This window comes from Halomonas sp. TA22 (assembly GCF_013009075.1).
Taxonomy (GTDB): Bacteria; Pseudomonadota; Gammaproteobacteria; order Pseudomonadales; family Halomonadaceae; genus TA22.
The window spans coordinates 3,206,068-3,224,798 of sequence record NZ_CP053108.1; the positions used below are offsets into that span (position 1 = coordinate 3,206,068).

At 62.1% G+C, this 18,731-nt stretch carries 18 protein-coding genes and 1 pseudogene; 14 read left to right on the forward strand and 5 right to left on the reverse strand.

The window, feature by feature from the left end:
- The first annotated feature begins 176 nt into the window (after positions 1-176).
- On the forward strand, positions 177-2,036 hold the full coding sequence (gene rpoD / locus HJD22_RS15175; RefSeq protein WP_208654517.1) for an RNA polymerase sigma factor RpoD: 1,860 nt from the start codon (positions 177-179) through the stop codon (positions 2,034-2,036).
- Positions 2,037-2,117: 81 nt separating this feature from the next.
- Here the strand turns inward: rpoD and HJD22_RS17915 are convergent, their stop codons facing one another.
- The 4 genes and pseudogenes from HJD22_RS17915 to HJD22_RS15190 all read right to left on the reverse strand — a co-directional run bounded on the left by HJD22_RS17915 (position 2,118) and on the right by HJD22_RS15190 (position 4,899).
- The gene (locus HJD22_RS17915; RefSeq protein WP_248730275.1) at positions 2,118-2,288 is read right to left on the reverse strand and encodes an AbgT family transporter; all 171 of its coding nucleotides are present in this window, start codon (positions 2,286-2,288) and stop codon (positions 2,118-2,120) included.
- 2 nt (positions 2,289-2,290) lie between these two features.
- Positions 2,291-3,054, reverse strand: a pseudogene (locus HJD22_RS18120) (AbgT family transporter).
- Positions 3,055-3,264: 210 nt separating this feature from the next.
- Positions 3,265-3,912: a hypothetical protein gene (locus HJD22_RS15185; RefSeq protein WP_208654518.1), complete on the reverse strand. Its 648-nt coding sequence runs from the start codon at positions 3,910-3,912 to the stop codon at positions 3,265-3,267.
- Between the two features lie 48 nt (positions 3,913-3,960).
- Entirely contained in the window at positions 3,961-4,899 is a 939-nt protein-coding gene (locus HJD22_RS15190; RefSeq protein ID WP_208654519.1) for a LysR substrate-binding domain-containing protein, read from the reverse strand.
- Between the two features lie 172 nt (positions 4,900-5,071).
- Here HJD22_RS15190 and HJD22_RS15195 point away from each other — a divergent pair, with 172 nt between their 5' ends.
- The 7 genes from HJD22_RS15195 (at position 5,072) to HJD22_RS15225 (ending at position 12,432) form a co-directional block, all read left to right on the forward strand.
- Positions 5,072-6,451, forward strand: a complete 1,380-nt coding sequence (locus HJD22_RS15195; protein WP_208654520.1) for an L-serine ammonia-lyase — start codon at positions 5,072-5,074, stop codon at positions 6,449-6,451.
- A 224-nt stretch (positions 6,452-6,675) separates the two neighbouring features.
- Positions 6,676-7,449 (forward strand): ABC transporter ATP-binding protein, encoded by a 774-nt coding sequence (locus tag HJD22_RS15200; RefSeq protein WP_208654521.1) that lies wholly within the window; start codon positions 6,676-6,678, stop codon positions 7,447-7,449.
- Positions 7,446-8,183 carry an ABC transporter ATP-binding protein gene (locus HJD22_RS15205; RefSeq protein ID WP_208654522.1) on the forward strand — a complete coding sequence of 246 codons (738 nt, stop codon included), beginning with the start codon at positions 7,446-7,448 and terminating at the stop codon, positions 8,181-8,183. Before HJD22_RS15200 ends, HJD22_RS15205 begins: the two co-directional genes overlap by 4 nt.
- A 70-nt stretch (positions 8,184-8,253) precedes the next feature.
- Positions 8,254-9,513, forward strand: a complete 1,260-nt coding sequence (locus tag HJD22_RS15210; RefSeq protein WP_248730278.1) for an ABC transporter substrate-binding protein — start codon at positions 8,254-8,256, stop codon at positions 9,511-9,513.
- 61 nt (positions 9,514-9,574) lie between these two features.
- Positions 9,575-10,462, forward strand: coding sequence for a branched-chain amino acid ABC transporter permease (locus tag HJD22_RS15215; RefSeq protein WP_208654523.1), 888 nt, complete (start codon positions 9,575-9,577; stop codon positions 10,460-10,462).
- A 1-nt stretch (position 10,463) separates the two neighbouring features.
- A complete protein-coding gene (locus HJD22_RS15220) occupies positions 10,464-11,450 on the forward strand; it encodes a branched-chain amino acid ABC transporter permease (RefSeq protein ID WP_208654524.1) in 987 nt (328 codons plus the stop codon).
- A 220-nt stretch (positions 11,451-11,670) separates the two neighbouring features.
- Positions 11,671-12,432 (forward strand): Crp/Fnr family transcriptional regulator, encoded by a 762-nt coding sequence (locus tag HJD22_RS15225; protein ID WP_208654525.1) that lies wholly within the window; start codon positions 11,671-11,673, stop codon positions 12,430-12,432.
- Here the strand turns inward: HJD22_RS15225 and HJD22_RS15230 are convergent.
- Entirely contained in the window at positions 12,374-13,306 is a 933-nt protein-coding gene (locus HJD22_RS15230) for a LysR substrate-binding domain-containing protein (protein WP_208654526.1), read from the reverse strand. The two genes, HJD22_RS15225 and HJD22_RS15230, sit on opposite strands and share 59 nt — an antisense overlap.
- Positions 13,307-13,474: 168 nt before the next feature.
- On the opposite strand from HJD22_RS15230, the gene HJD22_RS15235 reads away from it, so the two are divergent.
- The 6 genes from HJD22_RS15235 to nrdI all read left to right on the forward strand — a co-directional run bounded on the left by HJD22_RS15235 (position 13,475) and on the right by nrdI (position 18,691).
- On the forward strand, positions 13,475-14,584 hold the full coding sequence (locus HJD22_RS15235; protein ID WP_208654527.1) for an S-(hydroxymethyl)glutathione dehydrogenase/class III alcohol dehydrogenase: 1,110 nt from the start codon (positions 13,475-13,477) through the stop codon (positions 14,582-14,584).
- Positions 14,585-14,648: 64 nt separating this feature from the next.
- Positions 14,649-15,500: an S-formylglutathione hydrolase gene (gene fghA, locus HJD22_RS15240; protein WP_208654528.1), complete on the forward strand. Its 852-nt coding sequence runs from the start codon at positions 14,649-14,651 to the stop codon at positions 15,498-15,500.
- 177 nt (positions 15,501-15,677) lie between these two features.
- A complete protein-coding gene (gene mtgA / locus HJD22_RS15245) occupies positions 15,678-16,382 on the forward strand; it encodes a monofunctional biosynthetic peptidoglycan transglycosylase (RefSeq protein WP_208654529.1) in 705 nt (234 codons plus the stop codon).
- 275 nt (positions 16,383-16,657) lie between these two features.
- The gene (gene ubiM / locus HJD22_RS15250; RefSeq protein ID WP_254280823.1) at positions 16,658-17,833 is read left to right on the forward strand and encodes a 5-demethoxyubiquinol-8 5-hydroxylase UbiM; all 1,176 of its coding nucleotides are present in this window, start codon (positions 16,658-16,660) and stop codon (positions 17,831-17,833) included.
- Positions 17,834-18,028: 195 nt separating this feature from the next.
- Positions 18,029-18,250, forward strand: a complete 222-nt coding sequence (gene nrdH / locus HJD22_RS15255; protein WP_208654531.1) for a glutaredoxin-like protein NrdH — start codon at positions 18,029-18,031, stop codon at positions 18,248-18,250.
- A 36-nt stretch (positions 18,251-18,286) separates the two neighbouring features.
- On the forward strand, positions 18,287-18,691 hold the full coding sequence (gene nrdI, locus HJD22_RS15260) for a class Ib ribonucleoside-diphosphate reductase assembly flavoprotein NrdI (protein ID WP_208654532.1): 405 nt from the start codon (positions 18,287-18,289) through the stop codon (positions 18,689-18,691).
- Positions 18,692-18,731 lie beyond the last annotated feature (40 nt).

Consider the following 18,731-nt stretch of genomic DNA (forward strand, 5'->3'; position numbering starts at 1 on the left):
AGGGGCAGGGCGAAACCGCGGCAACAGGCCTAACCGGATAAACTAACACACCTAAACGTCGGCGCAAATGGAGCGCTGGCGGATTGGCATGGCAAGCCGCTATAATGGTTGGCTTTATGGATGCTATCGCCTACACGTTTGGGTGCTTCATTCTTCTTCGTCGAGATAGGGTTTCTATGGCTGGAAATGCGCAGCAGCAGTCACGTCTGAAGGAGTTGATCGCGCGCGGCAAGGAGCAGGGTTACCTGACCTATGCCGAGGTCAACGACCACCTTCCCGAGGATATCGCCGACCCGGATCAAGTGGAAGACATCATCGGCATGATCAACGACATGGGGATCAGTGTCGTTGAGGAAGCGCCCGATGAAGACACCTTGATGATGGCCGATCACTCCACCGATGAGCACGCCGCTGAAGAAGCGGTTGCCGCGCTCGCCGCCGTGGAGAGCGACGTGGGCCGCACCACGGACCCCGTACGCATGTACATGCGTGAGATGGGCACCGTCGAGCTGCTGACCCGCGAGGGCGAGATCGAAATCGCCAAGCGCATCGAGGAAGGGACCCGAGAGGTGATGTCCTCCCTGGCGTTCCTGCCCGGTGCGGTCGATTCGATCCTTGAGGCCTACGATGCTACCCAGGATGAGGAGGCGCCGGGGCGTCTTTCCGATCTGTTCTCGGGGTTCATCGATCCCGACGAGGGGATTCCTGGCGTTGCCGAGGCCGAGGTGCCCGAACCCGAAATCAGTGACGAGCTCGACACTGACGACGAGGGCGATGGCGACGACGATGACGGGGACGAGGAGGAGACCAACACCAACGAGGGTGGTCCCGACCCCGAAGAGGCCAAGGCGCGCTTCGAGCAGATTCGCGAGCAGAACGAGGTAGTCAAGGCGATTCTCGCCAAGCACGGTCGCGGCTCCAAGGAGGTCTTCGAGGAGCAGGCGCGCCTGGCGGAGCTGTTCTCGCCGATCAAGCTGGTGCCCAAGCATTTCGAGCGCTTGGTCAGCCAGGTGCGGATCAGCGTCGAGCAGGTTCGTGAGCAGGAGAAGATGATCATGCAGGTCTTTGTCAAGAAAGGCAAAGTCCCGCGCAAGACATTCATCAAGTCGTTCCCGGGCAATGAGTCGCGTGCCGACTGGATGGATGACTTCCTGGCGGCCCACGCCAAGTATAGCGAACGCCTCGGACCGTTCCGTAGCGATATCGCCCGTGCCCAGCGCAAGATTGCCTTCGAAGAGCAGATGGTCCAGCTGCCGGTCACCGAATTGAAGGAGATCAATCGTCGCCTGTCGATCGGTGAAGCCAAGGCGCGCCGGGCCAAGAAGGAGATGGTCGAGGCCAACCTGCGACTGGTGATCTCGATCGCCAAGAAGTACACCAACCGGGGGCTGCAGTTCCTCGACCTGATTCAGGAGGGCAATATCGGCCTGATGAAGGCGGTGGACAAGTTCGAATACCGTCGCGGTTACAAGTTCTCGACGTATGCCACTTGGTGGATTCGTCAGGCGATCACGCGCTCGATCGCCGACCAGGCACGCACCATCCGCATTCCGGTACATATGATCGAGACCATCAACAAGCTCAACCGCGTTTCTCGGCAGATGCTGCAGGAGATGGGCCGCGAGCCGACGCCTGAGGAGCTCGGCGAGCGCCTCGAGATGCCGGAAGACAAGGTTCGCAAGGTGCTCAAGATTGCCAAGGAGCCGATCTCCATGGAGACGCCGATCGGTGATGATGACGACTCCCACTTGGGTGACTTCATCGAGGACGGTACCATGCTGTTGCCGATCGACATGGCCACCGGCGAGGGCCTGATCGAGGCCACGCGCAATGTGCTGGGCGGCCTTACGGCTCGTGAAGCCAAGGTGCTGCGCATGCGCTTTGGCATCGACATGAATACCGATCACACGCTGGAGGAAGTCGGCAAGCAGTTCGACGTCACCCGCGAGCGCATTCGGCAGATAGAAGCCAAGGCGCTGCGCAAGCTACGCCACCCCAGCCGCTCCGAACCGCTGCGCTCGTTCCTAGACGATTAAGCGCAAGCAAGGCTGGAAACACCAACGCCCGCAGGTGATGCCTGCGGGCGTTTTTATTGCCGAGCGCCTGGAGGCCGGCGTTTAGAGCGTATAGTGAGTGGCCGAGCCGGGGCCGACCGGCAGACCAAGCACGAAGACCCAGATAAAGAACAAAAGACTCCAACCTATCAGCATGAACAGCGTGTAGGGGAGAATCAAAGCGACTAGCGTGCCGATGCCGAGATCCTTTCGATAGCGTGCGGCCACCGCCATGATCAGCCCAGTGCGAACAGCGCCGGGCCGCGTAACCCATCGACTCGAGCGCATCGGCACCGGCCACCACGATCACCACGATGCCGCTCAGGAAGGGCGAGCCGCTGATCGCGCCGGTCTCGGGTGGCGCAGCCCCCCCACTCGGGTACCACCATGATCGCCAGTACCGCAACGACTGTGAGGGCCGCCAGGCCGGAGCCCTTGAGTGCCCGTTTCTCACCGTCAGTGAGGCCTTCCAAGCGCTGGTCGTCGATATCGCCCTCGGCGTAGGTTGCGTCGAACTTGCCGAGCTTGGGTTCGACGATACGCTCGGTGACCAGATCGCCGATCAGCGTGACCACGAAAGTACTGACGATCATGCAGAACCAGTTGGCCTCGGCGCCGACGTGTAGGTCGGGTCGAGCAGGCGGGCCGCTTCCTGGGTGATGCCCGAGAGCAGCGGATCGACGGTGCCGATCAGCAGGTTGGCGCTATAACCGCCGGAGACACCGCAGAAGGCGGCCGCCAGACCGGCCAGTGGGTGGCGGCCGAGCGAGTGGAAAAGCATTGCTGCCAGCGGGATCAGTACCACGTAGCCCAGTTCGGCGGCCATGTTGGACATGATGCCGGCGAATACCACCGCATAGGTGACGATACGCGGCGAGCGGTTCAGCACCAGGGCACGCATGCTCGAGGAGAGCAGTCCCGAGTGCTCGGCCACGCCAACGCCGAGCATCGCCACCAGCACTGTGCCGAGCGGGGCGAAGCCGGTGAAATTACCGACCATTTCGGTGACCAGGCAGCGAAGCCCCTCGGCGTTGAGTAGGAGGTTGTCTCTTTTATCGAATGGTTTTTAGTTGATTGGTTTGCCTGTTACGGCATGGCGCGGGACATTGCGTCGAATGCGCGTCAACTGCAAACGTCTTCCCGGAGATATCGCGATAAAAATGAAAACGGCCTCCCGCAGGTGGCCGTCTTGGCAGGGCGGTGCATGGGATCAGCCGGGCTGGCGGGCCAGGGTCCAGCGCCTTGCAAGCAACGTAAGCTCGATCACGGCAATCAAGATCAGCGCGTAGCCGAGCAGTTCCACCACCTCCTCGGCGGCATCCTTGAAGGTGCGCACATAGCTCTCCTCCAGTACCGCAAGCCAGAAGTCCTGGCGGCCGTAGAGGCGCGAAAAGACGTAGGTCACCAGTACGCCGGCGGCAAACAGGCCGAAGGAGAAGCTGTTGCTGTAGTGGGCAAACTCCTCGATGAAGCGGCGCCGATGGCGGATGACCCAATAGAGGCTGGGTAGGACCACCAAGGCGACCAGCACCTTCCAAGTATGCCGAGCCACATAGGTGTCCAGCCAGTAGTCCTGCTCGCGGATCAATGAGCTGAAGACGAAGGCGAACATCAACAGGGTCAGGGTGGGCATCACCTTCAGCACCTGGCGCGTGTAGAGCAGCAGCAGCGATGCGCTCAGCAGCAGGGCGCTCTGCGCGAGCTCGGTGAAGCCATACTCGGTAAAACTCACCTCCGGGAAGTGCAGTGCCTCGATATAGGCCCCCTGGGCCAGGGCGGCGATAAGCAGCATGTAGAGTCCTGCACGAATGCAGGCGGCAGTGAAGCTGATGGGGCGGGTGACGGGTTCCGGGGGCATAGACTTTCCCTAGGTGAGATACATACAAAAGCGAATGTTATTTTATCGCTATTCCATTTGGCTTGCCAGCCTACCACTGCGGTTGGCCTCTTCGACCAGCCAGTCATGCACGGCCTTGATGCGTCGGTCGTCGAGCGCGCCCGGCACGTGGACGATACCGTAGCGCTTGCCAGTGGCGACACGTTGAGCAAAGGGGGCGATCAAGACACCATTCTTGAGCTCGTCGGTGATCAATGCTTGGCGGGCGATCGCCACGCCCATGCCGGCAATGGCGGCATCCATGGTCAATTGATGGCGATTGAAAGTATAACCGCGGCGGACATTGATATGCTCGGCATCGCAGGCATCAAGATAGTGCTCCCACTCCGCGTAGTCACGGCTGCCGCGCCAGGCGGTGACATCATGCAGCAGTGGGTACCAGGCGAGATCCTCCAGACGGCGAAGTGGCGGCTTGCCACGCATCAGCCCAGGAGCACAGACGGGGAAGATCGTTTCATCGATCAGCGGCGTGATCGCGAGTCCAGGATAGTGGCCGTCGTTGAGATCGAGGGCGAGATCGTAATCGCCATCGCGCAGCGAGATATTGCTGTCCTCGGCGATCAGGTCGAGTTCGATGTCGGGAAAGCGTGCCTGCAGCCGGGGCAGGCGTGGCATCAGCCACTTGGCAAGAAAGGCCGGCACCGAGCGTAGCCGGATGATGCCGCTCATCACGCCACTGCGCAGACGGCGCACTTCGAGTCCTACGGAGAGATAGGCTTCGTCGACGACAGCAGCTAGTCGTTGCCCCTCGTCGGTCAGCTGCAGCTGGCGGGGCAGGCGGCGAAACAGCTTGAACCCCAGACGCTCCTCGAGCTGCTTGATCTGCTGGCTGACCGCGCCGGTGGTCACGTGAAGCTCCTCTGCAGCACGGGTGAAGGAGAGGTGGCGTGCACTCACCGCGAAGACTTTCAGCCAGGCATGCGTCTGGGCGTTGAGATGTCGGCTCATGGTTAAGCTATTCTAAACTAAGGGCGAGATATTCTGGATTGAGAAGCGTTGGTGACTTGCCCAACATAGCGGAAAAGCGCTGTCGGGGCACGCTTCCTTTTTAGACAGTTTAGTTGTCTTGATTCGTCGTCCCGCCACGCGCCACTTCTTCAGCCTGCTTCGAGGTGATTGCATGGCGATCAGCGTCTTCGATCTGTTCAGAATCGGCATCGGGCCCTCGAGCTCGCATACCGTTGGCCCGATGCGGGCGGCGCACGATTTCGTCGCCGCGCTCGATGAAAAAGGTGAGCTTGCACAGGTGAGTCGAGTCGAAGTGCATCTGTATGGCTCGCTTTCGGCGACCGGCAAGGGGCACAGCACCGATCGTGCGATTCTCATGGGGCTGATGGGAGAGCTTCCCGAGCGTATCGATCCGGCGAACATCGATCCGGCGATCGAGGCGCTTCACTCCTCCGCCACGCTGTGCCTGGGCGGCACCCAGACGGTCGAGTTTCGCTGGGAACGCGATCTGCAGTGGCATGAGGAGTGCCTGCCGCACCACCCCAACGCCATGCGCTTGATCGCCCACGGCCAGGAGGGGGAGTTCTACCGCAATACCTACTACTCGGTGGGGGGCGGCTTTGTCATCGACGAGCAGCAAGTGCAGTCGGGAAAGCTCGATAGCGACACCACGCAACTGCCCTACGACTTCAACAGTGCGGCCGAATTGATGACGCTGTGCCGAGAGCACGACATGCGCATCAGCGAGCTGATGCTGGCCAACGAGAAGGCCTGGCGTAGCGAGCAGCAGATTCGCGATGGCCTGGCCGAAATCTGGCAGGCGATGCAGGCGTGTGTCGAGGTTGGTCTTGCCGGAGAGGGGGTGCTGCCGGGCGGGCTTAATGTGAAACGGCGCGCCGCGGCGCTCTACCGACGCCTGCAGGCGATGGAGGGGGATCGTGGGTTGATCGCCACCACCTTCTCGGCAATGGATTGGGTCAATCTCTTCGCGCTGGCGGTCAACGAGGAGAATGCCGCCGGAGGACGGATGGTGACGGCGCCGACCAACGGCGCGGCGGGCATCATCCCGGCGGTGCTGCACTACTACATGAAGTTCCAGCCCGGCGCCTGTGCTCGCGATGTCGTCGATTTCCTGCTGGCTGCCGGTGCAGTGGGCATCCTGTGCAAGAAGAACGCCTCGATCTCCGGCGCCGAGGTGGGCTGCCAGGGCGAGGTGGGCTCGGCCTGTGCCATGGCCGCGGCGGGGCTCGCCGAGTTGATGGGTGGCAGTGTCGAACAGGTGGAAAACGCCGCCGAAATCGGCCTCGAGCATAATCTGGGGCTGACCTGCGACCCGGTCGGCGGACTGGTGCAGGTGCCCTGCATCGAGCGCAACGCCATCGCCTCGGTGAAGGCGATCAATGCCGCCCAGATGGCGCTGCGTGGCGATGGCGAGCATTTCATCTCGCTGGACAAGGCGATACGCACCATGCGCGATACCGGACGTGACATGCAGGATAAGTACAAGGAGACCTCGCGCGGCGGTCTGGCGGTGAATGCCATCGAGTGCTGAGCCGGGGTTGTTCACCGTTTTGCTGGGGCGCCGTTCGGCGCCCTTGGCGTTTTCACGGCCCGGTTGCGTCTACTCCATTGGTCGAGTCGGGCCAGGGAACGATTGCGAGGTCGTCTAAGCTGCTCTAGCTTACGTTAACGTAAGCTTCTTCCGAGGCACTCGCCCCGGAGATGACAATAACGACAACGACTGCACGGGGTGTGTCGCGCCCCGGAGGACGCCACATGACCCAAGAGTTGATTCTCGAGACTCGCGGTCTGACCAAGACGTTTCGCGGCTTTACTGCCGTGGATAGCGTCAATCTCAAGGTCAGGGAGGGCCACATCCACGCCTTGATCGGCCCCAACGGGGCCGGTAAGACCACCGTCTTCAATCTGCTCACCAAATTTCTGCCGCCGAGCCAGGGGGAAATTCTCTACCGCGGCAAGCCGATCACCCGCCTCAAGCCCAATGAGATCGCACGTCTCGGGCTGGTGCGCTCGTTTCAGATTTCCGCGGTATTCGCGCATATGACCGCACTGGAGAACGTGCGCGTGGCGTTGCAGCGCAGCCTGGGTACCTCCTTTCACTTCTGGAAATCGGAACGCAGCCTCGAACCGCTCAACGAGCGGGCCATGGATCTACTCGAACAGGTGGGCCTCAAGGAATACGCCAATGTGCTGACCGTGGAGATGCCCTACGGTCGCAAGCGGGCGCTGGAAGTGGCCACCACCCTGGCGCTCGAGCCCACGGTGATGCTGCTCGATGAGCCGACCCAGGGCATGGGTGCCGAGGACGTCGACCGTATCGTCGAGCTGATCCGTCGCGTCTCGCTGGGGCGCACGGTGCTGATGGTAGAGCATAACCTCAGCGTGGTCAGCCGGCTATGCGACCGGATCACCGTGCTGGCGCGCGGGGCGGTACTCGCCGAGGGCGATTACGAGACGGTCTCGTGCGATACCCGTGTCAAGGAGGCCTACATGGGGCGCGAAGCGGCAGCCGAGGAGGCCAGCGCATGAGTGCACAAGCAGCAGCGATCTACGATTACGACGGTGCAGAGCAGCTCAGAGTCGCCGATCTGCACGCCTTCTATGGTGAGTCGCACATTCTCCACGGGGTCAATTTCTCGGTCAGCCGGGGTGAGCTGGTCACCCTGCTTGGGCGCAACGGCGCGGGGCGCAGCACCACCCTCAAGGCAATCATGAACATGGTCGGTCGGCGTACCGGCTCGATCGTCATCAACGGCACCGAGACGCTTGGCGTGCCGGCACACCATATCGCCCGGCTCGGAGTGGGTTATTGCCCGGAGGAGCGAGGCATCTTCGCCAGTCTCGATGTCGAGGAGAACCTGCTGCTGCCCCCCACGGTGCGCAGCGGCGGCATGAGCCTGGACGAAATCTACGAGATGTTTCCCAACCTCTATGAGCGGCGGCGCAGCCAGGGCATGCAACTCTCCGGCGGTGAGCAGCAGATGCTGGCGATGGCGCGGATTCTGCGCACCGGCGCGCGCCTGCTGCTGCTCGATGAGATCACCGAGGGGTTGGCACCGGTCATCGTCCAGGCGCTGGGCGAGGTGCTGGTCAAGCTCAAGGCGCGTGGCATGACCATCGTGCTGGTGGAGCAGAACTTCCGCTTCGCCGCACCGCTCGCCGACCGCCACTATCTGATGGAGCACGGACGTATCGTCGAGCAGATTAGTGCCGCCGAGCTGCCCGGACGCCGCGACCACCTGCACAGGATGCTCGGCGTGTAGTGGCCCGTAGCCACTGCAGTCTTATCCCGTCACTACAACAACAAGGCCCACTTGGGCCGTGGAGAAATGCATGAACTCACCCAAGCAAGCCAACAAAATGACCTCCAAGTGCCTCCTGCTCAAGCGCGCCCTGGTCAGCGGCATCGTCTTGGCCGCTGCCGGTGGCCTGGTGACTGCGGCTCACGCCGAGATCAGCGATGGCGAAATCCGCATTGGCTATCTGGCCGACATGTCCGGTACCTATCGTGACCTGGCTGGCCCCGGTGGGCTGGCGGCACTCGAGATGGCGGTGGAGGATTTCGGCGGCAGTGTCGATGGCGCGCCGATCGTGCTGTTCAGCGCCGACGATCGCAATAGCGCCGACGTTGGTGCCAATACCGTGCGCGAGTGGATCGACCAGCGCAACGTCGACATGGTCGCGGGGCTGGTCGCCTCGTCGGTGGTGATCGCCGTCACGCGGATCCTCGAGGAGAACGACGGGCTTGGCCTGGTCTCGGGGTCGGCGGCGTCGAGCATCACCAACGAGCACTGCACCGCCAACCATATCCACTGGGCCTACGACACCTATCCGCTGGCCAACGGCACCGCCAAGGCGATCGTCGACCAGGGTGGCGACAGCTGGTTCTTGCTGACCGCCGACTACGCCTTCGGCCATGCCCTAGAAGGGGACGTCGAGAAGGTGGTCAACGACAATGGCGGCAGCATCGTGGGTAAGGTGCGCCACCCCTTCCCGACCAGCGACTTCTCCTCTTACATCCTTCAGGCCCAGGGCTCCGGTGCCCAGATCGTCGGGCTGGCCAATGCCGGGGCCGATACCGTCAACGCGATCACGACGGCAAGCCAGTTCGGCCTCGTCCAGAGTGGCCAGCAGCTCGCCGGTCTGCTGGTGTTCCTCAATGACGTGCATGCCATGGGTCTCGAGTCGACCCAAGGGCTGCTGCTCACCACCGGCTGGTACTGGGACATGGACGACGAGAGCCGCGAATGGGCCGAGCGCTACTACGAGCGTGTGGGACGTATGCCGACCATGGTCCAGGCGGGCATCTACTCCAGCACCATGCACTACCTCAATGCGGTGCAGGCGATTGGCAGCGACGATACCGCCGCCGTGCGCGAGCAGATGATGGCGACTCCGGTGGAGGACTTCTTCTCCCGCAATGGCCGCATTCGCGAGGATGGCCGCATGGTGCACGACATGTACCTGGCCCAGGTCAAGACGCCCGGTGAATCGACCGGTGAGTGGGACCTCTACGAGATTCTCAGCACCATCCCCGCCGAAGAGGCCTACCGACCGCTCTCCGAAAGCGCGTGCAATCTGGTCGGCAACTGAGACGAACGGCAGCGGCGATGTCGGCTGCTGTCGGGTTTCGTGAGGCGAGGAGATTCGCGCAATGACAATGATATTCGGAGTGCCCTTGGCGGTTTTCATGGGACAGCTGCTGCTGGGGCTGATCAACGGCGCCTTCTATGCGCTGCTGAGTCTGGGACTTGCGGTGATCTTCGGATTGCTGAAGATCGTCAATTTCGCGCATGGTGCTCAGTACATGCTGGGCGCCTTCGCCGCGCTGCTGGGCTTTCGCTACTTGGGAATCAACTACTGGCTGGCGCTGGTGCTGGTACCACTGGTGATCGGCGCGCTGGGCGTGGTGCTCGAACGCTTGCTGCTGCGCCGCATCGCCCATCTCGATCATCTCTATGGGCTACTGCTCACCTTCGGTCTGGCGCTGATCTTCGAGGGAACGCTGGTCAACTTCTTCGGCGTCTCCGGCGCCAGCTATCCAATTCCCTCTGCACTGCAGGGCGGCTTCCAGCTTGGCTTCATGTTCCTGCCCACCTATCGGGCCTGGGTTTTGGTCGCCGCACTGCTGGTGTGTCTGTTCACCTGGTTCATGATTGAGCGCACGCGGCTGGGTGCCTACCTGCGTGCCGGGACCGAAAACTCGGCGTTGATGCAGGCCTTCGGCGTCAATGTGCCGCTACTGGTCACCCTGACCTACGGCTTCGGCGTGGCCCTGGCAGCCTTCGCCGGGGTACTCGCCGCACCGCTCTACCCGGTGTCGCCGACCATGGGCTCGAGCTTGCTGATCGTGGTCTTTGCGGTGGTGGTGATCGGCGGGATGGGCTCGATACTGGGGGCCATCGTCACCGGGCTTGCCATGGGGCTAATCGAGGGATTGACCAAGGTGTACTACCCCGAGGCGGCCAACACGGTGATTTTCCTGGTGATGATCCTGGTGTTGATGCTGCGTCCCGCAGGCCTGTTCGGCAAGGAGACATGAGATGATCAATAGTGCACAAATCCTGAGCCCGGCCATGCAGCGCCGCCGCAATGCGCGGCTGCGCCGGGGGCTGCTCTACGCAGCACTGATCGTGTTGGGGCTGGTGGCACCACTGCTGGCCTATCCGGTCTTCCTGATGAAGGTCCTGTGCTTCGCTCTGTTCGCCTCTGCCTTCAACCTGTTGCTGGGCTATGCCGGGCTACTCTCCTTCGGTCATGCGGCGTTCCTGGCCACTGGCGGCTATGTGACGGGCTACCTGCTGTCGAGCTATCCGGGCCTGACGCCGGAACTCGGCATCCTGGTGGGCACCCTGGCCGCCGTGGTGCTGGGCGGACTGTTCGGCGCCTTGGCGATACGCCGCCAGGGGATCTACTTCGCCATGGTGACCCTGGCACTTGCCCAGATGGTGTTCTTCTTCTATATCCAGGCTCCCTTTACCGGCGGCGAGGATGGCCTGCACGGGGTACCCCGGGGCCAGCTGTTCGGGATGATCAATCTGCGCAGCAATCTGGCGATGTACTACTTCGTCTTCGCGATCTTCCTGTTCGGCTTCGCACTGATCCAGCGTACCGTGCACTCGCCCTTTGGCCAGGTGCTCAAGGCGATCCGCGAAAACGAACCCCGGGCGATCTCGTTGGGCTATAACGTCGATGCCTACAAGCTGGTTGCCTTCGTGATCTCGGCAGGCGTGGCGGGTCTCGCGGGTGCCACCAAGACCGTGGTATTCCAGCTCGCCTCGCTGACCGACGCTCACTGGCACATGTCGGGTGAAGTGATCCTGATGACCCTGCTGGGTGGCGTGGGGACCCTGTTTGGACCAGTGGTCGGCGCCGGGTTGGTGGTCAGCTTGCAGCATCAGCTTGCTCAGTCGCCGCTGGGTGACTGGGTCAATGTGATTCTGGGCGCCATCTTCGTCCTCTGCGTGCTGAGCTTTCGCAGCGGTATCGTCGGCGAGGCGCTCAAGATGATCGGCAAGAACTTCAAGTAGTGAGCGATGAGTGGTAAACGTGTCTCGCGATGGCTCTCTCCTGGGGACATTCATGGCATGCCGACAATCGAAGGTTACACCATCGATGGTAGGTGCTTTCTTGCGCGGCTTGACATACCATGCGTGTTTTCGAAAAAGAAAAACGGTTGGTGAAAGAAGGCTTTACCGCCGTCAAGGCGCTGATTTCTTCGATACCGCCTTAACCAGGAGGGGGACTATCGTGGACGACCAGGGCAGCTGCATTATTCGCCATTTTAGTTATTACGGTTCCCTGTCGAAGCAAGACAAGGCGTTGTTGGAGGAGCTGGAAAAGAGCCCGAATGAGGTCAAGGGCGGCACGCAGCTATGGGCAGAGGGCGATCTCGCCAACGAGTTCTGTACCCTGAGAAGTGGCTGGGCCTTCTCGTTTCGCCACCTGGAGAACGGCAGTCGCCAGATCCTCGAGATCTACCTCCCCGGCGATATCATCGGCCTGAGCGAGTTCGCCTTCCACAAGCGGTTGTCCGGCGTCGAGATGATCGAGGATGGGGTGATATGCCGCTTCCCCCACGAGCGCCTGCTGGAGCTATTCCAGGCATCGCACACCCTGACCTCGGTGGTGTTTGCCGTGGCCAGCCGTCACCAGGTGATGCTGACCGAGCGCCTGGTCAATCTTGCCAGGCGCAGTGCACGCGAGCGGCTCGCCAACTTCCTGCTCGAGATGTACCTGCGCGTCAACCAGTTGGAGCCGGAAGCGGGCAACCACTTCAATCTGCCACTCTCCCAGGAGCAGCTGGCCGATATCATGGGATTGAGCCCGGTGCATGTCAGTCGCACCTTCTCGGCCTTGAGCGAGGCCAACCTAGTGCACCGCGATCGTCACCATGTAGAGATCCCCGACATCGATGCGCTCGCCTGCGAAGGCGACTTCGACGACTGCTATCTCAACGGCAACATGCGTTCTCTGTATAGCCTGGAGTCAGCGGAGCGCTCTTCCGCCTGAGACGTTCACGAAGGTGCTCCGCTAGATGGTCGACCAGCAAGCGCACCTTGGGTGAAAGATGGCGGTGTCGGGGGTAGACGGCCCACACCGCCGTATCGCTGTGCTGGTAGGCATCGAGTACTGAAACCAGCTCCCCGCTGCGTAGATAGGGCTTGACGTAGTAGTCCGGCAACTGGGCGAGCCCCAGCCCCTTGAGTGCTGCATCCAGTAGGGCAGGGCCGGAATTGGCCTGCCAGCGACCACTGATGCGTACCTCGCGGCGTACCCCCTCGATATCGAACAGCCAGTAATCCCTCGAGCCGGCCAGACACCGGTGCGTGGCCAGCTCGGCCAGCGAGTGGGGACGCGAGACCTGATCGAAGTAGGCCTTAGAGCCGACCACGTATTCGCGACGCTCGCAGAGCCGCTTGGCGATCAGTGTCGAATCCTTGAGCACCCCCATGCGGATGGCGATATCGAAGCCTTCGTCGATCAGCTCGACGCGGCGGTTGGTGAAGTGCATCTGCACCTCGAGCTGCGGATGCTGGCACTGGAAATCGTTGACCAAGGGGGCGATGTAGCGCTCGCCGAAGGTGGTGGCCGAGGTCAGACGCAGCAGCCCCCTGGGGCTTGCCTGCAGATCGTTGATGGCCGCCTCGGCGTCGCGAAAGCCATCGAATAGCGCGTGGCAGTGCTCGTAGTAGAGGGCGCCGGCATCGGTCAGGCGCGTCTGGCGGGTGGTGCGATAGAGCAGCTGGACACCAAGCTGGTTCTCCAATTGGCCGACCAGACGGCTGACGTGAGAATTGGAGACCTTGAGCTGGCGCGCCGCGGCGGAAAACGTGCCCAGGCGTACCACTTCGACAAAGGCTTCGATTCGATTCCAGCGTTGCATTGGATAGGCTCTCTTGATTATTGCTCATGGGCAACAATCTTATGCTGCCTGCCCGGTTTATCCCAGCGACCGCGCTCGCCTAGACTAGTCTATGTACCAAGGGTGACGCGCCTAGGCCGTTAAAGGTCGGCGCTGCGCGTCCACTACCTGCCAACAGGAGCGTCAGAAATGAAATCACGAGCCGCCATTGCACTGGAAGCCGGCAAGCCGCTGGAGCTGGTCGAAATCGATGTCGAGGGTCCCAAGGCCGGTGAAGTACTGGTGCGCATCAAGGCCACCAGTGTCTGTCATACCGATGCCTTCACGCTCTCCGGCGCCGACCCGGAAGGGCTATTTCCCTCGGTGCTGGGCCATGAGGGGGCCGGAGTCGTCGAGGAGGTGGGCGAGGGCGTCACCAGTCTCAAGCCCGGCGATCACGTCATCCCGCTCTATACCGCCGAGTGCGGCAAGTGCAAGTTCTGTCTCTCGGGCAAGACCAATCTCTGCCAGGCGGTGCGGGCGACCCAGGGCAAGGGGTTGATGCCCGATGGTACCTCGCGTTTCTCGCTGGAGGGCAAGACACTGCATCACTACATGGGCACCTCGACCTTCTCCGAGTACACCGTGGTTCCCGAGGTGTCGCTTGCCAAAGTCTCCAAGGAGGCGCCGCTGGACAAGATCTGCCTGCTCGGCTGCGGCGTGACCACCGGCATCGGTGCCGTGATGAACACCGCCAAGGTTGAGCCCGGCGCGACGGTGGCAGTGTTCGGTCTCGGCGCCATCGGTCTGGCGGTGATTCAGGGTGCGCAGATGGCCGGCGCCTCGAAGATCATCGCCATCGACGTCAATCCCGACAAGTTCGACATGGCGCGTCAGTTCGGTGCCACCGACTTCGTCAACCCCAAGGACTACTCCGATCCGATCCAGCAGGTCATCGTCGACCTCACTGACGGCGGGGTCGACTACTCCTTCGAGTGCATCGGCAACGTCAACGTGATGCGCTCGGCCCTGGAGTGCTGCCACAAGGGCTGGGGCGAATCGATCATCATCGGTGTGGCCGGCGCCGGCGAGGAGATCTCCACGCGGCCGTTCCAGCTGGTCACCGGAAGGGTCTGGAAGGGTTCGGCATTCGGCGGCGTCAAGGGCAGAAGCGAGCTGCCGGGCTATGTCGACCGCTACATGAACGGCGAGCTCAAGATCGACGAGTTCGTCACTCACGACATGCCGTTCGAACAGATCAACGAGGCCTTCGAGCTGCTGCACGCCGGCAAGAGCATCCGTACGGTGCTTCATTACTGAGCCGCTCTGGCACCGCCGGATGGCGGTGCCGCACGATGCCGTGCGCATGTCACAAGGAGGAGTTATGACCATGACCGAACACCTGGAGCTGGTCTCCGCTACCAAGAGCTTCGGGGGCTGGATCAAGCGCTACAAGCACCACTCCCGGGCGCTGGGTTGCGAGATGATCTTCGCCATCTACCTGCCGCCCCAGGCCGAGGAGGAGCGCGTGCCGCTGCTCTGGTGGCTGTCGGGACTCACCTGCAACGATGAGAACTTCATGCAGAAGTCCGGGGCTCAGCGCGTCGCCGCCGAACTCGGCATCGCCATCGTCTGTCCCGATACCAGCCCGCGCGGCACCGACCTGCCCGGCGAGCATGACGACTACGATTTCGGCAGTGGCGCCGGCTTCTATCTCAACGCCAAGCAGGAGCCCTGGGCGCGCCACTACCGGATGTACGACTATATCAACGATGAGTTGCCCTCAGTGGTGCGCCAGCACTTCCCTGTGAATGGTCGTGAGTCGATCAGCGGCCACTCCATGGGCGGGCACGGTGCACTGATCCTGGCGCTGCGCCAGCCGGGACGCTTCGCTTCGGTGTCGGCCTTCGCTCCTATCGTCAACCCGATGGGCGTGCCTTGGGGGCAGAAGGCGTTCAAGGGCTACCTCGGCGAGGAACGAGGCGATTGGCGCCAGTACGATGCCTGCGAGCTGGTCGCCAAGGGCGTGTCGCGCCAGCCGCTGTTCATCGACCAGGGCGAGGCGGATAATTTCCTCGAGGATCAGCTCAAGCCCGAGCGGCTGGAGACGGTGTGCAAGACCCACGATCATCCGCTGACCTTGCGGCGCCAACCCGGCTACGATCATAGCTACTTCTTCATCGCCACCTTCATCGAGGAGCACCTGCGCTACCACGCCGATTACCTATTCCGCTGAATGGTCATCCATCGCTCGGTCGGCGCCTGCCACGGGAGCCGGCCGATTGAATCCATGCAGACTGCATGCAACCATGGCATCGGAGGGAGCCGTTGCACATGGCCGATTAACTTGAAAACGCTGCAGGTAGTGGCCGTTTGGGCCATCTCATATGCTTCCGGCAAACGGGAATGGTGAATGATGCGACATGTGGTGTATCGCTCAGTACGCATCTTTGCCATCGCGCTGCTGGGTTTCGTGGGGATCTCCATTGTGCTGGTGCTGATGCTGCGTGTGGTACCGGTATTTGGCTCGATGGTGATGGTCGAACGCAAGGTGCAGTCGTGGGTGGCCCGCGAACCCATCAGCATCCAGCAACAGTGGCGCCCCTGGTCGGAGTTGTCGAGCCACGCCAAGCTGGCGGTGATCGCTGCCGAGGACCAGCGCTTCCCCTTTCATCGCGGTTTCGATCTCGATGCCATGCGCAGCGCCTGGGAGTCCAACCGCGCCGGTGGAAGCCTGCGTGGGGCGAGTACCATCAGCCAGCAGACCGCCAAGAACCTCTTCCTCTGGACCGGGCGTAGCTGGCTGCGCAAAGGCTTGGAAGCGTGGTTTACGGTATTGATCGAGCTGCTCTGGCCCAAGGAGCGCATCCTTGAGGTCTATCTCAATATCGCCGAATGGGATAGTGGCGTGTTCGGCCTGGAAGCGGCAGGTCAGCACTATTTCGGCGTGGACGCCCATCAGCTCACCGAAGTGCAGGCCAGCCGCCTGGCAGCCATCCTCCCCAACCCACGGGCCTGGGATGCCGCTCGCCCCGGGCCGCATGTCGAGCGGCGCAGTGGCTGGATTCGCCAGCAGATGCGCAACCTCGGGGGGGCGGCTTACCTCGAGCGTCTATAAATAAAGGCGCATGTCTTCAACGCTTCGGTAAGCAAGCCGGTGAATCCGTGTCAGAATGCCAGCGCCGAATATGCCTCTCTCCGATCACAAGGGCGCTATGGCTGCATGGGTATGCGGCGTTTAAGCATAATGTGACTTATTCCTATCTATCAAACCTTCGGCTATCGATTGATTGATCATCGTCATGATCGATGCGCCGGGACAGGGTAGACTCATGGCTCGCGAGCGAGTCGTGCTCGTCTTGAATCACCGTTGTGAAGGGGGAGAGGATGAGAGTGGATGTGGCCATTGTCGGCGCAGGCCCGGTGGGGTTGAGTTTTGCAGCCGCTCTCGCTGCCGACGGGGTGTCGGTGGCGCTGATCGAATGCCAGCCCCTCGATGCGCTGCATGACCCTCAGCCTGATGGCCGCGAGATCGCGCTGACCCATGCAACCCGCTCGCTGCTGCAGCGTCTGGGGATCTGGCAGCGAATCTCGCCGCAGGAAGTGTCTCCGCTGCGCGATGCGCGAGTCTTCAATGGCGCCTCGCCGTTCGCGATGACCATCTCCAGCGGACGCAGCGAGGAGCGTACACCGCTGGGCTTTCTGGTCTCCAACCACCTGATTCGCCGGGCGGCCTTCGAGGTGGCCTCGTCGTGCAAGGGGATTCACTGGCATCAGGCGAGCGTCGAGCGTATCGATAGCGATGACCGTTGCGCGCGGCTATGGCTGAGCGACGGCACGCATATCGAAGCGGCACTGGCGGTGGCCGCCGATAGCCGTTTCTCCGAGACTCGCCGCCAGATGGGCATCGCCGCACAGATGCGCGATAACGGCAGGACCATGCTGGTGTGCCGCATGACCCATGACAAGGCCCACGACCAGAGTGCCTGGGAGTGGTTCGACCATGGCCAGACGCTGGCGCTGCTGCCGCTTGGCGAGCACTGCTCGTCGGTGGTACTGACCCTGACCAAGCACGAAATGGATGAGCTGCAGGCGCTTGACGATAGCGCTTTTGCGGCGCAGATTGCCCGGCGCTTCGATTACCGCCTGGGCGAGATGCGCAAGCAGGGCGAGGCACACACCTATCCGCTGGTGAGTGTCTATGCCGAGCGCTTCGTGGCCCGGCGCTTCGCACTGATCGGTGATGCCGCGGTGGGCATGCACCCGGTCACGGCGCATGGCTTCAACCTGGGGGTGCAGGGGCAACAGCGGCTGGCGGACCGAGTGCTCGATGCACGCCGGCGTGGCCTCGACATCGGCGCATCGCGAGTCCTTTCCGGTTACCAGCGCGAACATCGCCTGGCGTCGCGTCCGCTCTATCTGGCGACCCAGGCGATCGTCTCGCTGTACACCGACGACCGGCTGCCGGCACGGCTGCTGCGCTACGCTGGACTGCGCCTCGCCGAGCATGCCGCGCCGCTCAAGGGCGCCATCGCCCATCACCTCATACAGGATAGTGGGACCCGCTAACCCTACTGCTCAGCAATGTCAATATGTTGACTTGCTCGCCATATGCACTACCATATCTGGTAACCGGTGCCTGCGATGTCGTCTATGCATCGCAGGCACCGGTTACGCTTCCTACGCGCCATTTCCGGCGTTTTTGGGCATGTGCCGATGATCGATTCGGCGCTTTTGTCATCCTCATTATTCGGAATGATGAACATGAAGATCGAGATTTACAGCAAGCCCGCCTGCGTGCAGTGCACCGCTACCTACCGCGCCCTGGACAAGCAGGGTCTCGACTACACGGTCATCGATCTCACCGAAGAGCCCAGCGCCCGTGAGACCGTGGAGAGCCTCGGCTATCGCCAGCTACCGGTGGTGGTGGTGGGTGAAGAGCACTGGTCGGGCTTCCGTCCCGATCGCATTCGCGAACTGGCCTGAGATAATCGGCCTCCGAGCGAGGCTTGGGAGCGACCGATGGGCGAACTCGTCTACTTCTCGACCAAGTCGGGCAATACGCATCGCTTCGTGGAGAAGCTCGGCTTGCCCGCCCAGCGCATCCCGCTCAGCCGCGAGGAGGAGGCGCTGCGAGTGGAGACACCCTATATCCTGGTCGTCCCCACCTACGGCGGCGGTAGTGCACAGGGCGCGGTGCCGGGCCAGGTGATCCGCTTTCTCAACGACGAGCACAACCGTGGCCTGATCCGCGGGGTGATCGCCTCGGGAAATACCAATTTCGGGGCGGCCTACTGCCTGGCAGGCCGCATCATCGCCGACAAGTGCCGGGTACCGGTGCTCTATCAATTCGAACTGCTTGGCACCGCCGAAGACGTGGCCAAGGTTCGCACGGGAGTGAACACGTTTTGGAAACAACAAGCCTAGCCGTGCCAACCCGGCACGCCAGCAGCGAGAAGAGCGCGCG

Excerpts from the sequence above, each read along its gene's own strand:
- rpoD (WP_208654517.1), top strand. The coding sequence starts at position 177 with ATGGCTGGAAATGCGCAGCAGCAGTCACGTCTGAAGGAGTTGATCGCG.
- HJD22_RS17915 (WP_248730275.1), bottom strand. The coding sequence starts at position 2,288 with ATGGCGGTGGCCGCACGCTATCGAAAGGATCTCGGCATCGGCACGCTA.
- HJD22_RS15185 (WP_208654518.1), bottom strand. The coding sequence starts at position 3,912 with ATGCCCCCGGAACCCGTCACCCGCCCCATCAGCTTCACTGCCGCCTGC.
- HJD22_RS15190 (WP_208654519.1), bottom strand. The coding sequence starts at position 4,899 with ATGAGCCGACATCTCAACGCCCAGACGCATGCCTGGCTGAAAGTCTTC.
- HJD22_RS15195 (WP_208654520.1), top strand. The coding sequence starts at position 5,072 with ATGGCGATCAGCGTCTTCGATCTGTTCAGAATCGGCATCGGGCCCTCG.
- HJD22_RS15200 (WP_208654521.1), top strand. The coding sequence starts at position 6,676 with ATGACCCAAGAGTTGATTCTCGAGACTCGCGGTCTGACCAAGACGTTT.
- HJD22_RS15205 (WP_208654522.1), top strand. The coding sequence starts at position 7,446 with ATGAGTGCACAAGCAGCAGCGATCTACGATTACGACGGTGCAGAGCAG.
- HJD22_RS15210 (WP_248730278.1), top strand. The coding sequence starts at position 8,254 with ATGAACTCACCCAAGCAAGCCAACAAAATGACCTCCAAGTGCCTCCTG.
- HJD22_RS15215 (WP_208654523.1), top strand. The coding sequence starts at position 9,575 with ATGACAATGATATTCGGAGTGCCCTTGGCGGTTTTCATGGGACAGCTG.
- HJD22_RS15220 (WP_208654524.1), top strand. The coding sequence starts at position 10,464 with ATGATCAATAGTGCACAAATCCTGAGCCCGGCCATGCAGCGCCGCCGC.
- HJD22_RS15230 (WP_208654526.1), bottom strand. The coding sequence starts at position 13,306 with ATGCAACGCTGGAATCGAATCGAAGCCTTTGTCGAAGTGGTACGCCTG.
- HJD22_RS15235 (WP_208654527.1), top strand. The coding sequence starts at position 13,475 with ATGAAATCACGAGCCGCCATTGCACTGGAAGCCGGCAAGCCGCTGGAG.
- fghA (WP_208654528.1), top strand. The coding sequence starts at position 14,649 with ATGACCATGACCGAACACCTGGAGCTGGTCTCCGCTACCAAGAGCTTC.
- mtgA (WP_208654529.1), top strand. The coding sequence starts at position 15,678 with ATGATGCGACATGTGGTGTATCGCTCAGTACGCATCTTTGCCATCGCG.
- nrdH (WP_208654531.1), top strand. The coding sequence starts at position 18,029 with ATGAAGATCGAGATTTACAGCAAGCCCGCCTGCGTGCAGTGCACCGCT.
- nrdI (WP_208654532.1), top strand. The coding sequence starts at position 18,287 with ATGGGCGAACTCGTCTACTTCTCGACCAAGTCGGGCAATACGCATCGC.